At 43.5% G+C, this 21,161-nt stretch carries 18 protein-coding genes and 1 other annotated feature; of the genes, 11 read left to right on the top strand and 7 right to left on the bottom strand.

Annotated features, from left to right (window positions below; all coding sequences use genetic code 11):
• A complete protein-coding gene (rluD, locus tag OC193_RS02825; protein WP_019820953.1) occupies positions 1-975 on the bottom strand; it encodes a 23S rRNA pseudouridine(1911/1915/1917) synthase RluD in 975 nt (324 codons plus the stop codon).
• A 137-nt stretch (positions 976-1,112) separates the two neighbouring features.
• Between rluD and OC193_RS02820 the strand changes: the two genes are divergently transcribed.
• The 6 genes from OC193_RS02820 to yjjX all read left to right on the top strand — a co-directional run bounded on the left by OC193_RS02820 (position 1,113) and on the right by yjjX (position 8,784).
• On the top strand, positions 1,113-1,841 hold the full coding sequence (locus tag OC193_RS02820; RefSeq protein WP_048658084.1) for an outer membrane protein assembly factor BamD: 729 nt from the start codon (positions 1,113-1,115) through the stop codon (positions 1,839-1,841).
• Between the two features lie 138 nt (positions 1,842-1,979).
• Positions 1,980-3,404, top strand: coding sequence for an MltF family protein (locus OC193_RS02815; protein ID WP_312030853.1), 1,425 nt, complete (start codon positions 1,980-1,982; stop codon positions 3,402-3,404).
• A gap of 428 nt (positions 3,405-3,832) precedes the next feature.
• Positions 3,833-4,168 carry a ribosome hibernation-promoting factor, HPF/YfiA family gene (gene hpf / locus OC193_RS02810; protein ID WP_004735034.1) on the top strand — a complete coding sequence of 112 codons (336 nt, stop codon included), beginning with the start codon at positions 3,833-3,835 and terminating at the stop codon, positions 4,166-4,168.
• Between the two features lie 110 nt (positions 4,169-4,278).
• Positions 4,279-4,400 (top strand) — a sequence feature (Phe leader region).
• 12 nt (positions 4,401-4,412) lie between these two features.
• Positions 4,413-5,588 carry a prephenate dehydratase gene (pheA, locus tag OC193_RS02805; protein WP_019820950.1) on the top strand — a complete coding sequence of 392 codons (1,176 nt, stop codon included), beginning with the start codon at positions 4,413-4,415 and terminating at the stop codon, positions 5,586-5,588.
• A 333-nt stretch (positions 5,589-5,921) separates the two neighbouring features.
• The gene (locus tag OC193_RS02800; protein WP_048662123.1) at positions 5,922-8,300 is read left to right on the top strand and encodes an EAL domain-containing protein; all 2,379 of its coding nucleotides are present in this window, start codon (positions 5,922-5,924) and stop codon (positions 8,298-8,300) included.
• A complete protein-coding gene (gene yjjX, locus OC193_RS02795; protein ID WP_048658081.1) occupies positions 8,263-8,784 on the top strand; it encodes an inosine/xanthosine triphosphatase in 522 nt (173 codons plus the stop codon). The genes OC193_RS02800 and yjjX overlap by 38 nt, the downstream gene beginning before the upstream one ends.
• 105 nt (positions 8,785-8,889) lie before the next feature.
• Here yjjX and trpR read toward each other — a convergent pair whose 3' ends face one another.
• Both trpR and sltY read right to left on the bottom strand, forming a co-directional pair.
• A complete protein-coding gene (trpR, locus tag OC193_RS02790) occupies positions 8,890-9,183 on the bottom strand; it encodes a trp operon repressor (protein WP_048658080.1) in 294 nt (97 codons plus the stop codon).
• A 172-nt stretch (positions 9,184-9,355) separates the two neighbouring features.
• Complete coding sequence (sltY, locus tag OC193_RS02785; protein WP_048662122.1) at positions 9,356-11,305, bottom strand: murein transglycosylase; 1,950 nt, start codon at positions 11,303-11,305, stop codon at positions 9,356-9,358.
• 263 nt (positions 11,306-11,568) lie between these two features.
• On the opposite strand from sltY, the gene ettA reads away from it, so the two are divergent.
• The 3 genes from ettA to OC193_RS02770 all read left to right on the top strand — a co-directional run bounded on the left by ettA (position 11,569) and on the right by OC193_RS02770 (position 14,755).
• Positions 11,569-13,236, top strand: a complete 1,668-nt coding sequence (gene ettA / locus OC193_RS02780; protein WP_017071393.1) for an energy-dependent translational throttle protein EttA — start codon at positions 11,569-11,571, stop codon at positions 13,234-13,236.
• A 90-nt stretch (positions 13,237-13,326) separates the two neighbouring features.
• Entirely contained in the window at positions 13,327-13,695 is a 369-nt protein-coding gene (locus OC193_RS02775) for a PilZ domain-containing protein (RefSeq protein WP_048662121.1), read from the top strand.
• A 49-nt stretch (positions 13,696-13,744) separates the two neighbouring features.
• Positions 13,745-14,755, top strand: a complete 1,011-nt coding sequence (locus OC193_RS02770) for a M23 family metallopeptidase (protein WP_048662120.1) — start codon at positions 13,745-13,747, stop codon at positions 14,753-14,755.
• Positions 14,756-14,897: 142 nt separating this feature from the next.
• On the opposite strand, the gene tyrA is transcribed toward OC193_RS02770, so the two are convergent.
• The 3 genes from tyrA to nagZ all read right to left on the bottom strand — a co-directional run bounded on the left by tyrA (position 14,898) and on the right by nagZ (position 18,436).
• The gene (tyrA, locus tag OC193_RS02765; protein WP_048662119.1) at positions 14,898-16,025 is read right to left on the bottom strand and encodes a bifunctional chorismate mutase/prephenate dehydrogenase; all 1,128 of its coding nucleotides are present in this window, start codon (positions 16,023-16,025) and stop codon (positions 14,898-14,900) included.
• 101 nt (positions 16,026-16,126) lie between these two features.
• On the bottom strand, positions 16,127-17,200 hold the full coding sequence (locus tag OC193_RS02760) for a 3-deoxy-7-phosphoheptulonate synthase (RefSeq protein ID WP_017629783.1): 1,074 nt from the start codon (positions 17,198-17,200) through the stop codon (positions 16,127-16,129).
• A gap of 246 nt (positions 17,201-17,446) precedes the next feature.
• Positions 17,447-18,436, bottom strand: a complete 990-nt coding sequence (nagZ, locus tag OC193_RS02755) for a beta-N-acetylhexosaminidase (RefSeq protein WP_048666348.1) — start codon at positions 18,434-18,436, stop codon at positions 17,447-17,449.
• Between the two features lie 121 nt (positions 18,437-18,557).
• Here nagZ and OC193_RS02750 point away from each other — a divergent pair, with 121 nt between their 5' ends.
• Together OC193_RS02750 and murQ are read left to right on the top strand one after the other, a co-directional pair.
• On the top strand, positions 18,558-19,673 hold the full coding sequence (locus OC193_RS02750) for an anhydro-N-acetylmuramic acid kinase (protein WP_048662117.1): 1,116 nt from the start codon (positions 18,558-18,560) through the stop codon (positions 19,671-19,673).
• A gap of 45 nt (positions 19,674-19,718) precedes the next feature.
• Complete coding sequence (gene murQ, locus OC193_RS02745) at positions 19,719-20,639, top strand: N-acetylmuramic acid 6-phosphate etherase (protein ID WP_048658073.1); 921 nt, start codon at positions 19,719-19,721, stop codon at positions 20,637-20,639.
• Positions 20,640-20,730: 91 nt separating this feature from the next.
• Here murQ and OC193_RS02740 read toward each other — a convergent pair whose 3' ends face one another.
• The gene (locus OC193_RS02740; protein ID WP_017098352.1) at positions 20,731-21,081 is read right to left on the bottom strand and encodes a DUF2799 domain-containing protein; all 351 of its coding nucleotides are present in this window, start codon (positions 21,079-21,081) and stop codon (positions 20,731-20,733) included.
• Positions 21,082-21,161 lie beyond the last annotated feature (80 nt).

The raw sequence follows: 21,161 nt of genomic DNA, 5'->3' as shown, positions 1-21,161 counted from the left end.
TTAAATGTCTTCTTCTTTATTTTCGCGAGCATCAACACGCAACGCTTCAGCCATCACAACCATGTCATTTGGCACAGGAGCGTGGAACTCAACTTCTTCACCTGTAATTGGGTGAACAAATTTAAGCATGACTGCGTGCAGTGCTTGGCGGTCAAAAGAACGAATCATTGTTGTTAGTTCTTCAGATGCACCTTTTGGAATACGAGCACGGCCACCATATGCAACATCACCTAGCAGCGGGTGCTGAAGGTATGACATGTGAACACGGATTTGGTGAGTACGACCCGTTTCTAGGCGTAGACGAATACGAGTATGCTCGCGGAAGTGCTCAGCAACACGGTAGTGAGTTACCGCTGGCTTTCCTAATTCATTTACGTCCATTAAGGTACGCTTAGTTGCATGACGGCTAATGCCTTTCTCTACCACACCACCAGCGGTCATTTTACCAATTGCAATTGCTTCATATTCACGAGTAATACGACGCTTAGCAAGAGCACGCACAAGACGAGTTTGAGCTGGAACCGTTTTAGCCACAACCATAAGGCCTGTTGTGTCTTTATCAAGACGGTGCACAATACCAGCACGAGGCACTTCTGCAATCTGTGGGTAATGGAAAAGCAATGCGTTTAGTATGGTTCCATCCGGTGTGCCTGCGCCTGGGTGTACAACCAGATCGCGAGGCTTATTGATAACCAATAAGTCATCATCTTCGTAGACAATGTCTAGAGGAATATCTTGTGCTTCCCAGCGTTCTTCATCTGCAAGTTCAGCTTGCAAGATGATCTCTTCACCGCCCAAAACCTTAACGCGCGGCTTAGTAATAACTTCGCCATCCACTTGGATTTTGCCGTCAAGAAGCCACTCTTTAATGCGAGAGCGAGAAAAATCGGTAAATAGTTCAGCGACAGCTTGGTCTAAACGTTGACCTAACTGGCTGCTTTTTACTGTGTCTGTTAATGTGATCTGCTGAGCCATATCGAACTTTTTTAAAAACCGTGAGACTAATACCCATTAGTATGGATAAAATAGAATAATTGCATCATTGTATCTGTTACTGGTTAGAAAGTAACGGAAGCTTACGAAATATTTAATTCAAGGAATCGACGCCTGACATGAAACACCTTACTTTATCGGGTCTATTAGCCGTATCACTCTTGGTTGGTTGTTCAAGTAGTGAAGAGATAGTGCCAGATGTACCGCCATCGGTTCTCTACTCTGACGCTCAAGAATCACTACAGAGCGGTAGCTGGCTTTCAGCAATAGAAAAGCTAGAAGCCCTAGACTCACGTTACCCATTCGGCGCCTATTCTGAGCAAGTACAGCTCGATCTGATTTACGCTTACTACAAAAATGATGACTTGGCACTTGGCCTTGCTACCATTTCACGTTTCCTACGTTTGAACCCAACTCATGAGAAACAAGACTGGGTTCTTTACATGCGCGGCTTAACGCACATGGCGCAAGACCGAAACTTCATGCACGATATTTTTAATATCGACCGTAGTGACCGAGACCCAGAACCAGTAAAACTCGCTTTTGCTGACTTCAAGCGACTACTCGAACGTTTCCCTAGCAGCCCCTATGCTGAAGATGCACAAAAACGCATGTTCGCACTTAAGAATCGCCTAGCCGACTATGATTTAGCAACCGCTGATTTCTACCTACGTCGCGAAGCGTGGATTGCTGCTATTAACAGAACACAAGAGTTGCAAAAGACTTACCCAGATACCATTGCAGCGCGTAAATCTTTAAAGATTCAGCTAGAAGCTTATAAACAACTAAACCTAGATGACGCTGTGTTAAGAACAGAAAAGTTGATTGAGTTAAACCCACTACCTTAATCAACTTCTTACATCTCAATCCCAAAAGCGCGCTAATTTACTAGCGCGCTTTTTTTATCCACATATCGCAAACTTGATGGATCGCATATTACACGGTATCTTCAAAAGATGACTTTTAACAAAACATCAACATGGAGTGTGGATGTGAGTAGGTTGTTATTATTTATCTGGATATCGCTATTTAGCCAATTATCCTACGCATTAGAACTGTCCCCATTAAGCAATAAGCCTTACATGGGCGACTTGGATGTGCTCAAAACCAAAGGAACGGTTAGAGTGCTAGTTTCTGCCGATCTTGGTTTCTATTACATCGAGGATGGTAAGCCAAAAGGCATCGTGGCAGAAATGCTCTACCACTTTGAAAAAAGTCTTCGTAAAAAACACCCCTACCTCAATGTTCAAATCATCCCCGTACAACGAGATGATCTACTTCCCTCTTTAGAATCTGGCTATGGTGATGTCGCTGTCGCGAACCTAACGATCACCGACAAACGATTACGAACCATCGATTTTTCAGATCCAATGATTAAAGATGGTAAAGAACTCATTATCACAGGGAAAAAGGCCGAACCTATCACCGAAATCAAGCAATTGAGCGGCAAAGAGGTGTGGATACGTGCAAGCTCGAGTTACTTCGAGAGTGTACAAAGAATCAATAAAGAGCTTAACAAATTAGGTTTACCACCACTGCATGTCCACTTCATTGAAGAATCATTGCAAGACTACGAGCTGATAGAGTTGGTTAACCAAGGTTATATTCAGGGCACAATTCTGGACAGCCACAAAGCAAAGCTCTGGATAGATGTAATGGAAAACATTCAAGTGCATCATGATTTGCCCTTACGTGAAAATGGCCAAATAGCATGGGCATTGAGAAAAAACAGCCCTCAGTTAAAGAAAGAGATAAACAAATACGTCAAGACTGCACGAACAGGTACCCTACTTGGAAATGTTATCTATCAGAAATACATCGACAACACTCGCTGGTTAGGTCGAGCACTCAACCCAAATAAAATAGACCGAGTGGCTAAGCTGTCAGATGTCTTTGAAAAGTATTCGAGTAAATACGAATTCGACCCTTTGATGATGTCTGCACAAGGTTTCCAAGAGTCTGGGTTGGATCAAAGCAGAGTTTCTCATCGTGGGGCTATTGGTGTGATGCAGGTATTACCAAGTACCGCCAAAGATAAAAACGTCAACATAAAGAACATCCATAAGGTGGATAACAATATCCATGCGGGTGTGAAATACATGCGTTTTATCAAAGACCGATATTTTGACGACCCGGCAATATCACCCGACAATCAAATCTACTTTACCTTGGCTTCTTACAACGCAGGTCCCGCTAAGATCAGAAAGATGAGGCGCCTTGCTAAGCAGAAAGGCTACAACCCAAACATCTGGTTTAAAAACGTAGAAATCATCACTCGCAAGTACGTGAGTAAAGAACCTGTAACCTATGTTGCCAACATCAATCGCTACTTCGTAATCTATAAACAATTACAAGCTATCAATGCCATCCGAGAAGACGGTACAGCGAGATTACTGAACGCTAACGATTAGGATCGCGTCAATCAATCCCACAGTTGGAGAGCTAAAGGGGATTAGGTAAGTCTAAAAACACAAAAGCCGCATAAGAAGACTTATGCGGCTTTTGCTTATCTAATTCAGAAGAAGCTTACGTAGCGATATATATCACGAGACCTATATCACAAAATACTATTGAGCAATTTTCAATCAAGCACTTTCAATAAGCTGTAGGACGCCCCTAAAAACTGGTTTAATTTTTAGCGAAGCCTTGCCTCCAAGTTATCGTTTTTCATAAGGATAACAAGCATTTTTCACCAAAAATATATCAAGACTTGCGTAAGATCACATTTGATTTTAATGCTTATTCCACTCAACCAAAACAAGATCTAGATCACGTTCTTTAATCCTAAAAGTCGTAATCTGAAGTTAACCCATGAGGGATACAACAGAGGAAAACTTCTATGAAAATGAACATCACTGGTAAAAACATCGACATTACCTCTGCAATCCGTGATCACATAGAAAGCAAATTTAAAAAGCTGGATAAATGGCAAGTAGACATCATTGGCTGCCAAGCGAGCTTTAGCGAAGAACCAAACAAGAAGAAGAAATTTGAAGCGGTACTAACCGTACCAAAAGGCCAACTTGTTGCTTCATCAATCCATGATGACCTCTACGTAGCTATCAACGAAGTAGAACAAAAACTAGAGCGTCAACTCAACAAGCTACGCCATAAACCAGAAGCGCGCCGCGCTGAAAAGCCTGAAATCGAAGAGCTAGAAGCTGAAGTAGAATAAGGAAAGAGAACAGATTAAAAAATAGCGCCTCAGGGCGCTATTTTTTTGCTTGACGCTCGTAGCTCGCTTGCTTATTGTGTTTAAACATTCATAAAACAATCACTTTTTATGCACACTCAATCTTTGTTTATTTTTGACTTCTTTTTTCTTCCGTAAATCGGAGGCTAAGTCGTTTTAGAAAAACAAGTCAAAAACGAACAAGAAGCCTCCCACACTAGGGAGGCTTTTTTATAAGGACACATTTATGACTGACAGCTCAATTTCACTGGATGATATCCGCCTTCGTCTTAATGATTTAGACGACGAACTCCTGAAGTTACTTTCGGAGCGTCGCAAGCTAAGTATCGAAGTTGCTAAAAGCAAGGTAGAGACATCAAAACCAGTTCGTGATGCAGTACGAGAGCAACAACTATTAGTTAAGCTGATCAACAATGGCAAAGATAAATACGAACTTGATGCGCAGTACATTACCAAGCTGTTTCACACCATCATCGAAGATTCCGTTTTACTACAGCAGTCATACTTACAAAATCTAGCGAACCCGCAAAGTCGTAAACCATTGGCTCGCGTTGCATTCTTGGGTTCTAAGGGGTCGTACTCTCACCTTGCGAGTCGCGAATACTTCAGCCGTAAGAATATGGAGTTGATTGAGTTAAACTGTAATCACTTCAAAGAAGTAGCCTCTACGGTAGAATCTGGCCATGCCGACTACGGTGTACTGCCTATTGAGAACACCAGCTCAGGTTCGATTAACGAAGTGTATGACCTACTTCAACACACAACGCTTTACATCGTTGGTGAGCTTTCTCAACCAATCGAACACTGCCTAGTGGCGAAAAGTGATATCCGTTTAGAAGACATCAAAACACTTTACTCGCATCCACAACCACATCAGCAGTGCAGCGAGTTCTTGAGCCGTCTTAAAGATGTAACCCTTGAGTCTTGTGCCAGCACAGCTGACGCTATGAAGAAGGTAAAAGATCTAGACGGTGATGATGTTGCTGCAATTGGTAATGCGTCTAGCGGCAAGCTTTATGGACTTCAGCCAATTCAGGGCAACATTGCAAACCAAACAGAGAACCACACACGTTTCATCGTGGTAGCTCGTAAGCCTGTTGAAGTGTCAACTCAAATACCTGCAAAAACGACGCTCATCATGTCGACTTCTCAAGAAGCAGGTTCTTTGGTCGAGACACTACTGATTCTGCAACGCTTGGGTATCAACATGACCAAGCTAGAGTCTCGTCCTATTATGGGTAACCCTTGGGAAGAGATGTTCTATGTCGATTTAGAAGCACATCTGGATTCAGATAATATGCAGCAAGCAATCACTGAATTAACAGCCATAACTCGTCACCTGAAAGTGTTAGGTTGCTACCCAAGTGAGAATATCAAAGCGACTCAAGTTAAGTTGTCATAGCTGAGAGCGAGTATCAGCTTTTAGCTAACATAAGTATTTGGCCTACAGTAGGCCAAATACTTAAATCACCATCTAGTCGAATACTATTCGGTCTAAGAACACTTACCCTAGCATGCCTAAAACACAATTCACTTGTTTCGCACATTCGGTACGCTTCTCCCCTCCACTGCTTAAGTATTTCTAACAAAAAACCCATTAGTGGCTTTTTTATCAATAAAGACAAAACCTTACACCCTTCACAGGAAATCATCGAACTACGTGTAATTAATAGCGAGTAAGCATTAAGTAACATAAACTTACGCGCTTAAATTATAAATAGTGTTGTCATTAACTATGAAGCTAAGTACTAAAATCTTACTACTGATAACCCCTGTGATACTGATCAGTACCGCGGCTTCTAGCTATATTATTTATTCGACGCAAAAAAGCAGCTTCATCAAACGCGAAGACAACGCACTTCAGCTCAACATGGAAAAACTAGCCGGATACTTTCGTCAATCTCGTTCGTTTCTCAATAGCTACTCTTACACCTTGACCCAAAGCGATATGGTGAAAGGTTATTTTCTCACTGACCAAAATCTATCTCGCGATCTTGAACTGGTTAGTAACCTTCGAGAAGCTATAGATTTCCTGCAAGATGACGATGAGAGCTATACGGGTTTAGCACTTCTTAATGCTGACCGAAAACTGCGTTACTACGCAGATAATAGCAACGACTCACGCACTCAGATTGACAGTAAGATATTGGAGTATGTTGACCAGCACTATCAAGACACCCTAGCAACATCGAGTACCAACTATATTCAAAACTCCCAAGGCGAAGGGATGTTGGTTCACTACGATAAGGTAGATAGAAAAGCGATTTTTCCAACCGAAAGCAATCAACCAAGCGATATATTCTTTGTTGTTGTATCTGTTTCTCTCGACAAGTTTAATGCGCTTAGAAAACAGATAGAGTTCGACTACCAAACCAGCTTGTTTTTCACATCCATAGCGATTTCTTTGGAAAATGATGTCACCCATTCAGTCAAGCTGGCTCCAGAACTATACGCCACGGTCGATCCGGCGCAATTCCTGTTGGAAAACAAGCTCGATTCCATATGGAACAAGCTGAGTTTGTCGTTTGCACTGTCTGCGTTTGTGACTGTCGCTTTACTACTCATACTTCTATCTCGCACTGTGATTACTCCGATAACACGGCTTGATCGACAACTACAGCAAGTAGAAAAAAAACAACGGAAGAACATTGAACGCTTAGGCACTCGAGATGAGCTTGGCCGACTATCACAGCGTTTTTATGACATGTACCAAGAGCTAGATAACACCTACCAACAAACCAAGCTCTTGGCCGAGAATGATCAGTTAACCCAAATCGCCAACAGGCATCAGTTTCAAACCTTCGTTCAGCAATCGTTGCCAAAACCGAGTTCAAATACCGAAACTTGGGTTCTCTACTTTGATTTGGATAACTTCAAGTTTGTGAACGATAAATATGGGCATCAAATCGGCGACTCGATTCTGGTCTCTTTTGCTCAGCGTATTTCAGATATTTGTCGCCACTATCAAACGGAGTTCGATGCTCATTGCATGCCAGCCCGACTTTCTGGTGACGAATTCGTTGTCTACATTAACGCTCCTAGTCACCGAGGAAATGTCGCGCATCGATTTTCGAGTGATTTACTGACTCCCTTACAAAAAGGGTTTATCACCGAATCAGGAAGCTTTCCGATCACGGTCAGTATTGGTATTGCGACCTACCCTAATGATGGCGATTCAATCGAGAAGCTACTGTCGAACGCGGATACCGCGATGTATCAAGCCAAGCGTGCAGGCAAAAACCAATTTGCTGACTATTCACGGGATTTAGACAAAGCGATTCAACGCCAAGCAAACATTGAACGTGCGCTTAGAGACAAGAATTTTGATGAAGAGTTTAGACTCGTTTATATGCCCTATATGGATTCAACCGGCGCGCATATTATTGGGGTTGAGGTACTATTACGCTGGGACTCGAAACTGTTGGGAGTAGTTCCGCCCGATGAATTCATTCCAATTGCCGAGCAAACTGGGTTATTCGAGCAAGTTGATCGTTGGGTAATTCAGAATGCGTTTGCTTCTTTTTACCGACTTCAGGCTCAATTTGACCACTCAATTCAGCTGTCGATTAACTTATCTTCTGCTGGGATTGAAACCACACACCTTGCCGATTTCATTAAAACACACGCAAAAATCAATCATATTCCACCAAGTTTGATTGATTTTGAAATTACCGAGACCTTTTATTCGAATTCGGAAGGCTTTCCGTTGCTCAACGAATTGGCGGGGATGGGCTATCGATTAGCAATTGATGACTTTGGTTCCGGTTATACCTCTATCACTCAACTGGTGCAGTATCCAACTCAAAAAATTAAATTAGATAAAGCGTTTTTGGATACCTTGATTGAGACCGATAACCAGAACATCGTAAAACCTGTGATTGGACTATGTCATGCTCAGGGGAAAAAGGTCACCGCCGAAGGGATTGAAACTCAAGGCATGCACCAGTGGTTACAGGATGCGCAGTGCGATATGCTGCAAGGCTATTACTTTGGTAAACCTATGCCATTAGAAGAGTTGAGTGACTGGTACCAACAACATCAACTCAATCTACTCGACAACAAAAAGAATCCGACACATGAAATCTGTAATCATCGCATCGCTGAACCCAGCTAAAATTAACGCCGTTAAAAGTGCGTTCTTATCTGCTTTTCCTGATACTGAATTTGATTTCAAAGGCATCAGCGTCCCTAGTGGCGTTGCCGATCAACCGATGAGTAATGATGAAACCTATCAAGGAGCAGTGAACCGCGTGCACAACGCAACGCAAGCGCAGCCCTATGCTGACTTTTATGTTGGTCTAGAAGCAGGAATAGAAAAAAACGTCACCTTTGCTTGGATGGTTATCGAAGCGAATGGTCAACGTGGAGAGTCTCGTTCAGCTAGCCTTATGTTGCCACCAGCCGTGCTTGATAAGTTAGAGCATGCAAACGAGCTCGGAGATGTAATGGATGAAGTGTTTGGTACCGATAATATCAAACAGAAAGGTGGAGCAATTGGCCTACTGACACATAATCAACTGTCTCGCAGTTCAGTGTATCATCAGGCTTTAATTTTAGCGCTGATCCCATTTTTGAACCCTGAGCACTTTCCTGTTTAGTGCTTCGTTAAACTTAGAAAGGTTCTGAAAACAATCTTCAGAAACAAAAAACGCTAACAGTTAGTTAGCGTTTTTTATCGAACTCTTACTTTAACAACTTAGTGACTATTTGAGTAGTAGATCCGCAATCACGGCTTTCTCTTGTTCCGATTTTGCCTTTAGCTCATTCGAACCTCTGGTTATCGTCGCTACGCCTACTCCCAGCATTTGACTCACCTGTCGTTGAGACAGATCGCCTTTCATCAACTCACAGAAGATATTAATTCGAGCAACCAGAGCATCTCGCTCGTCTGGTGTCATCATCATGGTCAACAACAGCTCGTGCTGATCTTTTTCGACAGCCGTCTTTACCAAGTCCATCAGTTGTTGCCAATTATCATATTCAGGTTGTGATGCCATATCTCTACACTTACTTTTAAATTCTGACTTTAAAGAGTCGCTTAACAATTGAAAGCGTTTAACACTTTATACCGAAACACTTGATGCGATCCAATGTAAAAAGGCAGTAAGTGGAAATGGTTCGCACTCACTGCCTTTATTCTTACTCAGTTTCGGGCCAAATGCCGAAGCCTTAGTATTTCATTTTTGCTTCATGGGGAGCTAAAAATGTCCCTTTCTCACCCAAGATATCTCGATAGTAGGTCTCAAACATCAAGATATTCTGAACGTAGCCCCGAGTCTCTTTGAATGGGATCATTTCAATAAATGCAAAAGCATCGAGTTTTTCATCGCTGCGTGAACGCCACTGTTTAACACGGCTAGGACCTGCATTATAAGCGGCAAAAGCAAAGATACGGTTGTCATCATATTGAGCTAATAAGCCATCTAAGTAGTGGCTACCAATCTCAATGTTCTTGCCGACATCATAAAGATCATCGCTGCCCTGATACTTAATTTTATGTTTGTTAGCCGTGTATTGCGCCGTCTTCGGCATAATTTGCATGATTCCACGCGCGCCAACAGGGGAGCGAGCCTCTGAATCCATCGCACTCTCTTGTCTTGCTAAAGACATCAAGGTGATTGGGTCAATATCATGTTTTTCTGCATAGAAGTTAAACCACCACTTATGAGCAACAGGGAAACGTAATGCAATGTTGTCCCACATCTTCGCTGAGATACTCGCCGTCACGGTAAAGTGATTCCAACGTTGCGTCGCAGCATGAGCCGCAAGCATCGCTTTTTGGTCTTTGTCTACATTGCTTAGTAACCAACTCCACTCACTCTTCGCTGCCGCAATTTTATCTCGGTCAATCAGCTCACCAATACGCACCAAAGAGGTGTCGAATGGCTTGACTGTTTCAGCATTGTATTTAAGTGTCGATGTTGGGTATTCGACAGACTTACCTAACTGCTTAGCCGCAGCTACACTGTAGAAATTACGCTGACCCAAGATATCTGACAATCGCTTATTTCCTTTGTCAGTATCGCCCGTCGCGATTTCAGCTCTGCCCTGCCAATATTGCCAACGAAGCGAAGCCTGATGCTTGTCATCCAAGCGCGCTATCCACTCTTTCAAACCCGTCCAATCGGCATGTTGAATCGCTAAGCGAGCACGTCGTTCGAGCAGAACTTGCTTTGATGAACTCGCGAGCATCTGGTCTCGCCACGCCATCAACTCTTCAGAATCGGTGTTAATCAAACGAAACGTTAGGTAATCAGCAAGCTCTTGAGACTTCTCTTTCGAGAACTTTTGAGCCTTGATGACGTCATCAAACACCTCTTGAGCGCTGCTTGATGACTTCCTTGCTAACTTCTCGAAAGCAAACTCGGTTTGCGCTTGGTAGAATTCATTTGCTGGGTGCTTGTTAGCAAATTCGAGCACGTTTTCAGGCTTGTTGTACAACGCCTTCATCTGCTTAGCTTGAGCAATTGAATCATCATGATCCAATTGCTTGATCAGGTAGCTCATCAGCTTGCCGTTACGGCCTTCAAACGCTAATAACATTCTATCTAGGATGAGTTCATCCGTTCTTAAACCGGCTTGATCCCAACTTTTAAATAAAGGGTCACAGGCATCATCAACACCACTGCCACTCAACCAAAGCTGTTTCGCCCCTTTAAAGGCGAGCTCTTTGTTACCTTGCTCGTAATGCGCTCGATAATAGATGCATTGATATTTTTCACCGACAGGCTCTTTAGTTTGAAATTCAAGGATGGTCTTCCACTGTTTTTGAGAAGCCAATGAATCCAGGTAAGGTGCGCGCATTCGATTAGAAAATGGCAGTGCCTTATTCTCTTCAATGAAAGCATCCACCTCAGCAGGTGTGCGATCACCTAAGCCAATCAGAAAGGCTCGATAATCGGTGTAAGGTGTTAAAGGGTATGTTTGAATTTTGTTGCGCAGCGCGGAGTAAGCTTTTAGATCACGGTTGTCTAAAACCTCTTGCGCTCTATCATAAACATCACGCTGCATTTCAAGCTCAGAGGCGTTGCTAGCCATAGCCATCGGAGCCAGTGAAAATGAAGACAAAATTGCTGATGCAGCCACAGCAATTTTCGTATTACCAATGCGGAAAAACATTCGCTCTTTCCTTAGTGCGTGTATGAATACGTGAAGTCTATTTACGCCCGACATCACATCAAATGTAAAGGATTTGAGTGTAAATACTATTAATATTTAACACTTCGCCTCAGAAGCTTATTAAATATAGTTTTAATGACCAATGTGACAATAATAGGTAAGGATTAGTTCAAGAATGGCTTTTCTGACCTAGGAGTAACATCTTTAGGGATATTGGTATAAAATAGCAGACAATTTTGAACAATAATTAGGATCGATCGGCAATGGCTGAATACGTATATACCATGTCTCGGGTGAGCAAAACTGTTCCACCTAAGCGTCAAATTCTTAAAGACATTTCTCTTAGCTTTTTTCCTGGCGCTAAAATCGGTGTTTTGGGTCTAAATGGTTCAGGTAAATCTACCCTACTACGTATCATGGCTGGTATTGATACTGATATTGATGGTGAAGCTCGTGCACAGCAAGGCCTTAAAGTAGGTTACCTACCGCAAGAACCTGTACTAGACGAATCAAAAACCGTTCGTGAGATCGTAGAAGAAGCGGTTTCTGACGTTGCTGACGCACTTAAGCGTATCGATGCAGTCTACGCAGCTTACGCAGAACCGGATGCAGACTTCGATGCACTAGCAAAAGAGCAAGGCGAACTAGAAGCACTGATTCAAGCAAAAGACGGCCACAACCTAGAAACAGCTCTAGAGCGTGCTGCTGACGCACTTCGTCTTCCTGAGTGGGATGCGAAAATTGAATTCCTATCAGGTGGTGAGCGTCGTCGTGTTGCTATCTGTCGTCTACTTCTTGAAAAGCCAGACATGCTGCTTCTTGATGAACCAACCAACCACTTGGATGCCGAATCAGTAGCATGGCTTGAGCACTTCCTAGTCGATTACAGCGGTACTGTTGTGGCGATTACCCACGACCGTTACTTCCTAGACAACGCTGCAGGCTGGATTCTAGAACTTGACCGTGGTGAAGGTATCCCATGGGAAGGTAACTACACGTCTTGGCTAGAGCAAAAAGACGAGCGTCTTAAGCAAGAAAAAGCGGGCGAAAGCGCACGTCAAAAGACAATCGAGAAAGAACTTGAATGGGTTCGTCAAAACCCTAAAGGCCGTCAAGCTAAGTCTAAAGCTCGTATGGCTCGTTTTGAAGAACTGACGACTGGCCAATACCAAAAGCGTAACGAAACCAACGAACTGTTCATCCCGCCCGGTGAGCGTTTAGGTGACAAAGTTCTTGAAGTGAACAACCTGACTAAGTCGTTTGGTGACCGCGTTCTTATCGACGACCTATCGTTCAGCATGCCTAAGGGCGCTATCGTCGGTATCGTTGGTGCCAACGGTGCAGGTAAATCAACACTATTCAAGATGCTAAGCGGTGCAGAACAACCAGATTCAGGTTCAGTTGTATTAGGTGAGACTGTTAAGCTTGCTTCTGTTGATCAGTTCCGTGACAGCATGGACGACACTAAGACAGTATTCCAAGAGATCTCTGAAGGCGCTGATATCATTAAGATCAACAACTTCGAAATCCCTGCGCGTGCTTACTGTTCTCGTTTCAACTTTAAAGGCAACGACCAACAGAAGATCATCGGTGAGCTTTCTGGTGGTGAACGTAACCGTGTTCACTTAGCTAAACTGCTAAAAGCGGGCGGTAACGTACTGTTACTCGATGAACCGACCAACGACCTTGACGTTGAAACGCTACGTGCTCTTGAAGAAGCACTGCTTGAATTCCCTGGCTGTGCAATGGTTATCTCGCATGACCGTTGGTTCCTTGACCGTATTGCGACCCATATCTTAGACTACCGTGATGAAGGTCAAGTTAACTTCTACGAAGGTAACTATACTGAGTACACTGAGTGGCTTAAGCAGACTCTGGGCGCTCAAGCGGCAGAACCGCACCGCATCAAGTACAAGCGTATCGCTAAGTAAATAAGCTTGTATTTTGAACAAAGGCCGCGATAATAGCGGCCTTTGATATATCTGGCTTACGTGTTATGCATCGATATAGAGAGATTACTTATGGTTGAAAGACGTCAATTTTCACGAGTTATTTATCAAGTCCCGACTGAGATCTCACAAGGGCAAGTAAATGTATCAGGCTCAGTGCAAGACTTATCACTCCATGGTTTACTCATTCAATGCAATGAATCAAAACAACTTAGCCATGATATCCCTGTTCAAGTGAGCTTTAAGCTCGAAAGCAGTGATATCAATATTCAGTTAAAAGCAACGATAGTCTCTACCATCAATACCTCAATGCGTTTACGCATAGAGCATTTAGATATTGATAGTATTAGCCACCTTAAGCGCCTTGTGGAGCTTAACGTTGGTGACGATGAACTGCTTTATAGAGAGATTGAACACCTTACCGATTTAGGTAGAGAGTGACATCTCCATTACCCTTTTTCTATTAGAAGCATTTAGTTAATACAGAACCATGTCTAAAAAAATTTCCATCACTATTCCCTCTAGTCAGGGGGAACAGACGTTTTACTTCGGCCGAAAAGCAGTGCTCATGTGCACCACTGCCATTTTTTCAGTACCGTTACTGATTAGCGGAGCGGCGTACATGCACTTCGAGAGTAAACAAGAACTCGCGATGCAAGCAGGTGACGCACAAGAGTTGATTGAAACTCTGATTGTTGAAAAAGAGCAAACTGAGTTTCTTTATGCTGAGCAAGTAGAAACCAACCATTCGCTATCGCAAACACTGACTGAGAAAGAAGGCACGATTCAACTGCTTGGTAAGCGTGTATTCGATGTGGAATCAGTACTTGGTCTTGCTGATGAAGAGCTGCTTACCGATGATGCATCTTTAGAAGATCGTATTGATGCGGCTGCAGTCGATTCAGCAGTAAGAGCCACGATGTTCCGTTTGATTCCAAACGACAGCCCGATGGCTTATCAACGTATCTCTTCTTCTTATGGTAGCCGCACTAACCCTATTTCAGGTAAACGCCACGTACATACTGGTATCGATCTAACGTGTAAGCGTGGTGAAGATATTGTGGCGCCCGCAGATGGAGTCATTGAAACAGTACGCCCAAGTAAAAAAGGCTTCGGCAACTTTATCACTATGCGTCACTCGTTTGGTTTCATGAGTTCTTATGCACACCTACAGAAGTTCAAGGTACGTAGCGGTCAGTTTGTGAGTAAAGGCGATGTCATTGCGAGCTGTGGTAATTCAGGTAACTCAACCGGCCCACACTTACATTATGAAGTACGCTTCCTTGGTCGTTCATTGAACCCTCAATACTTGATGGATTGGACACCGGAAAACTTCAACTACGTATTCGAAAAAGAGAAAAAGGTTAAGTGGGGCCCACTGGTTCAGCTGATTGATAATGTGGTTCGCTTGCAGATCAACCTAACAAACGTGCCTTACATAAGTTCGACTATCGACACGGTATCAAGTGAAGATACTAAAAAGCCTATCGCAACTAACTAGACACGGCTAACTAGAACCTGTTGATTTGGCCTATGATGATCTAATTGCTTTTAGCCTACAGTAGGCCAAATGCTTTCATAGCGTTCAGCACAAACAAAAAGAGCGACCATCAGGTCGCTCTTTTTTATGATTTTATATCGTATTAACCACGATGAATCGAGTCATGTGCTTGTTTTAGAAGACTTTGGCTCTCTTGCAAAAATTGTTGTGAGTAGTCACCAAACCAATCACTCACTTGGTTGAAGCTCTCAACAAACTTGGCTTTATCTTTGCCATCTAGGATTTCTAACGCCTCTCCGAAACAGCTATGGAAGCGTCGAATCATTTCAATATTCTCGTCCGAAGAGAGAATGATATCACCGTATAAGTTCGGGTCTTGAGCAAACAAACGACCAACCATCGCAATCTCAAGTCGGTAGATTGGCGAGCTTAGCTTCAGAAGTTGATCAATGTTCGGGTTCTCTTTACTCAGGTGCAAGCCGTAAGCAAAAGAGGTGAAGTGACGAAGTGCTTGAATCAAGGTCATACCGTGATCGTGTTCAGCTGCATCCATCTGACATAGGCTCGCACCCCAGATACCAAATTGATTCAGTAGCCATTGGTAGCATTCAGAACCACGACCATCACTGTAGACAATCACCTGCTTAGCAAGGCTAGGAACATCAGGACCAAACATTGGGTGCAATCCAACCACTGGGCCTTGGTGCATGTCCATCATTGCTTGTAGCGGTTTTGACTTAATCGATGTTAAATCACAAAGAATACAATCGCTTGGTAGGTTACCTAGTTTTGCAATCACACCTTCCGTTAGGTGAATTGGAACCGTAACAACAACAAGGCCAGCATTATCTAAGATTTCGTCGGCCTTATCCCAATCTTGGCTGCCGAGGATTTTCACTTCGTAGCCAGACAGTTTGAACATACGACTAAACAAGCCACCAAGTTGACCATTACCACCAACGATAACCACTGAACGTAACTCTGGGTTTAGACACTTAAAACCAGAATCTTTCTCACTGGCATAAGACTCACGCATAGTACGACGCAAAATATCTTCGATTAGCTGTGGTGGAACCCCTATTTTCTCGGCTTCTTGACGACGAGATGCCAGCATTGCAGCCTCACGCTCTGGTACATAAATAGGTAAACCATGTTCACTTTTTACTTCACCGACTTTCTCTACTAGAGCCAATCGCTGAGCAAGTAAATCCAACATTTGTTTATCGACAGCATCGATTTGGTCGCGTAATTCGTTCAGTTCAACGGCCATTTTATTCCTTACTAATCTATAAGCCCGTACTAACGCTGATTGCGCTAGTAACAGATCTTAAAATGCCCCATTAGATGAGGCACTTAAATTTAAAACTCTGACTAACCTTTCAAACGGTTTTCTAAGAACGGGACTAATTCCGTATGTGCATGCTTCAATAGTGCCTCAGTTGAATCCCAATTGATACACGCGTCGGTAATAGATACGCCGTATTTCATCTCATTGAGAGGTATATCCGAAGATTGGTTTCCTTCATTAATATGGCTTTCAATCATAAGGCCGATAATCGACTTGTTGCCTTCACGAATTTGGTGAATCACATCTTCTGCAACTAAAGGTTGGCGGCGGAAATCTTTGCGAGAGTTCGCGTGGCTACAGTCAACCATCAGTGCCGCTTCTAAGCCTGATTTACCAAGCTCTTGTTCACATTCGTGTACCGATACTGAATCGTAGTTCGTCTGCTTACCGCCACGTAAAATAACGTGACCATTTGGGTTACCTTGAGTCGTAAGTAGTGCAACTTGACCTTCGCGGCTAATACCCATGAAGCGGTGGCTAGAAGAAGCAGCCTGCATCGCATTAATTGCTGTACCTAAGTTGCCATCGGTACCGTTTTTGAAGCCGATTGGCATTGAAAGACCACTTGCCATTTCACGGTGAGTTTGAGATTCAGTCGTACGTGCTCCAATCGCCGCCCAGCTGAAGGTATCTGCTAGGTATTGCGGGCTGATTGGATCTAATGCTTCAGTCGCCAATGGAATTTCCATCTCAGCGAGTTCAACAAGTAGCTCACGACCAACATGCAGACCATGCTCAATATCGAAAGTGCCATCTAGATGAGGGTCATTAATCAAACCTTTCCAGCCAACAGTAGTACGAGGCTTTTCAAAGTAAACACGCATTACAATATACAGTTGATCGCTCAGTTCTTCAGAAAGTGCTTTTAGGCGTTTCGCGTACTCTTTCGCAGCTTCAATGTCATGGATAGAACATGGACCACATACAACAAGCATACGATGATCTTTCTTATGAATGATGTTTGCGATAGTTTGACGAGACTCTTGAATGAAACGACGAGCATTATCACTCAAAGGCAGTTTTGCTTTTAACTCCTCAGGAGTAATCAGTACCTGTTCGTCGATGATATTGACATTGCTTAATTCACTTTTCTGCATAACTCAACCTGTATATTTATTTTTACACCCAACATTTCCATTTGGGCTAACAATCTTTAAAAACACAATAACAGCTACAAAAACGATTGCAAGTGTAAACAATAAAAAACATTTAATGTAAAATTAAATTTACACCACTACTTTAACTCATTCAGGCTATCAAATAGCTCTAAACCTCGCCCTACACATACAAAAAAGGCGATATTTATCATATCGCCCTATCTAAAATTATTATGTGTTTATTTATCACTCACTGCCTAGCATTCGCTTAATTTGCTCTGAAGCCTCTTTCCATCGGTTGTCTGAGTGAAGAGTAGGTAAATCAAAGCTGTGTTTTTTAAGCAATGAGTTGGCTAAAGGCACCTCTTGAATCGCTAAGTGATCAAGAGCTTCAATTTGTGCATCTCGTTTATTACACATCAACACCATGTCACACCCCGCATTCAAGGCCGCTTTCGCTCTGTCGGCTGGTCCGCCCATAATAGCAGCACCTTCCATGGTTAAGTCGTCCGAGAATATTAGGCCTTTAAAGCCAAGTTTTTGTCTCAATACTTTCTGTAGCCAATACTGAGAGCCACTTGCTGGTTGATCATCATAATGAGAGAACACCACATGTGCAGGCATCATGGCATCCAATATTCCGGCTTCAATTTGCGCCTTGAAGATTGCCATGTCGGTTTCAAAGATGTCGTCTCTAGGGTCATATGGCGTCTCTAAGTGTGAGTCAGCAATTACGCCACCGTGTCCAGGGAAGTGTTTTCCTGTTGTCGCCATGCCAACCGACTTCATGCCTTTGATGAACGCGCTGCTATGACGAACGATGGTATCAATATCTTCACCAAACGCTCGGCTACCAATTGCTTTACAGTCGTGGCCTTTATCTAATACTGGCGCAAAGCTCAGGTCGATATCATGGGCAATCAATTCTGCCGCCATCAGCCAACCGGCCTGTTCTGCTAACTGCTCACCATTATTCTTAGTCGCAAATTCCTGAGCAGCTGGAATAATTGAAAAGCCGTCACGAAAACGCTGAACTCGGCCGCCTTCTTGGTCAACGCCGATTAAAATAGGACGTTTTGCTACCTTACGAATTTCTTTGTTTAACGCCGATAACTGTTTGCTATCGTGATAGTTTCGAGAAAATAAGATGAGACCACCAACAGTTGGGTGCTCCAAAATCTCTCTGTCTTCAGCTGTCAGCTCGTAGCCTGCAACATCAACCCACAACGGTCCCATATTTATCCCTTATTAAACCTAATTTCATAAACTTCCCGAGATTATTCTCTTTAAATTTGCTTTACAATGTTTTTAAACCAATCTGTGGAAGACTTTAGGAATGCAGTGCAAGAGCTTAGGAATGGATCATAAAGAACTGTATATCGGTGTGATGTCGGGGACGAGTATGGACGGCGTTGATACTGCTTTAGTTTCGATTGAAGATACGCGTATCACATTGCTCGCTCATGATGAGTTCCCAATGCCTGATGATCTCAAAGCGCGTCTGCTTGAGGTGTGTATTGGTCAGAAAACGGATTTGATTGCTATTGGCGAACTCGACCACCAACTTGGCCATCTATTTGCTGATGCGGTTCTGCAACTTCTCGACAAGTCAGACACACCTGCATCTTCTGTGACTGCGATTGGTAATCATGGCCAAACGGTGTTTCATCAGCCAACAGGCGAATCTCCATTTACCATGCAGCTGGGTGATGCCAACATCATTGCCGCTAAAACACAGATTCAAACCGTCGCTGATTTCAGACGTAAAGACATGGCATTAGGCGGACAAGGTGCACCGTTAGTCCCCGCCTTCCACCATACAATTTTCCACCCGCAAGACAGCTCGGTTGTGGTGTTGAATATTGGTGGTATCTCGAATATTTCAGTACTGCGCCCGAATCAGCCAACACTTGGTTATGATACAGGCCCAGGTAATATGTTGATGGACGCTTGGGTTGATAAACATACGGACGAAAAGTTTGACCGTGATGCGCAATTCGCACTTAAAGGTCAACTCAATCAAGCTTTACTCGAACAGCTGTTGAATGAGTCTTATCTATCTCAAATGCCACCGAAAAGTACTGGTAGAGAACTGTTCAACCTACCGTGGCTAGAACAACAGCTTACAGAATTTAAAGACCTTGCAGCAGAAGATGTGCAACGCACGCTTTGTGAATACACGGCATTGACGATAGCCAATGAAGTGGAAACTTATCGCTTGGGTAACCAACCTGCACTCTATGTGTGTGGTGGCGGTACGAGAAATCCATTGTTGATGAAAAGGTTGGCTGAATTGCTTCCGAGTTGGGAAGTGGAATCGACCACCAGTAAAGGCGTTGATGCCGATTATATGGAAGCTATGGCCTTTGCGTGGCTTGCCCAACGCCATGTTCATCAACTGCCAAGCAATTTACCAGAAGTGACTGGCGCAAGTAGAGCTGCCTCTCTAGGCGTTCTCTATCGTGCTGACTAAACCATTTTAGAACCATCATTTTAGAATCACCATTTAAGGATCATTATGAGTAACGACGCTCTCATATCAGCGCTCTCGCACCTCGTTTCGGAGGGGAGAAACCCTGATACTATGGATATTGATCTGCTCACCTCTCTCGAAGTGGTTGAAAAGATTAACCAACAAGACAAACAAGTCCCACTGGCGATTGAAGCGGAACTGCCGCAGATCGCGAAAGCGGTTGATAAAATTGCTCATGCCTTTCAAAACGGTGGTCGACTGATTTATATGGGCGCAGGCACCAGTGGTCGATTAGGTGTGTTGGACGCATCAGAATGCCCACCGACTTTCGGTGTTTCAGACAAAATGGTTATCGGCCTAATTGCAGGTGGACCAGAGGCGATTTTAAAAGCCAAAGAAGGCGCAGAAGACTCGCTGACTCTCGGTATTGAAGATCTGAAAGCGATTCAATTTTCAGAAAATGATGTCGTGGTGGGTATAGCTGCCAGTGGTCGCACACCTTACGTGATTGGTGCACTCAACTATGCCAATCAGCTTGGCGCGGTGACCGTTGCATTGTCTTGTAACCCTGATTCTCCAATTGCTGAAATCGCTCAAATCGCAATTAGCCCTGTGGTTGGCCCAGAAGCATTGACTGGTTCAACACGACTCAAATCAGGTACAGCACAAAAGCTGGTGCTTAATATGCTAACAACTGCCAGCATGATTCGTATCGGTAAGAGCTACCAAAATCTGATGGTCGACGTAAAAGCGACCAATGAAAAGTTGGTTGCCCGCGCTGCTCGTATCGTTATCCAAGCAACTGAATGCGACAAAGCGCTGGCAGTCTCGACACTTAAAACGACTGATTACGATGTGAAGTTGTCTATTTTGATGATTCTAACCGGGCTAGATTTAGAATTGGCCAAGGCTCAGCTTGATAAGCAAAATGGTTTCTTGAGAAAAGCAGTCGAGAATAATCAGTAATCTGCTTCTGTTACTCTCACTACAAACAAAAAGACCAGTACACATGCGGTACTGGTCTTTTTAGTTTTAATTTTTTATCGCTAGCTTGGGCTTAATAGTCGTTTGAGAACTCATCCCAGCCACGTTGCCATTCCATGCGGAAACGTTGAGCATCTTCCGTACCAGAGCACACGCCTTCATACACCTGACCAGATAAACCAATCTGATAAGCATGATTCGGATTACAATATTCAGTCACACCTAGATGGTAACCTTCTGTGTAACTCGCTTGATCGACTGCGCCTAGCTCAGTCATCTCTGAATACGAACGCTGAGTATGACCTTTGATACCATCACGATAGCCAATCTCTTGCCAATTGCCCTCAGCGGCTAAATCTTGAACATTGGCGCTGCATCCTGCAAGGCTAAATGCCACGGCGAATAGTGCGATTATTTTTTTCATTTCAGTCCTTTATATTTACCTAGCCACTTCCTGACGAAGCGTTGCCTTTGTGGTGATTCTCCGCTGAACACTAGCTGATG

This window comes from Vibrio crassostreae, assembly GCF_024347415.1.
In the GTDB taxonomy this organism is placed as follows: domain Bacteria; phylum Pseudomonadota; class Gammaproteobacteria; order Enterobacterales; family Vibrionaceae; genus Vibrio; species Vibrio crassostreae.
Note: the sequence above shows the minus strand (reverse complement) of the source record. Positions and strands in the feature narration are given on the sequence as shown.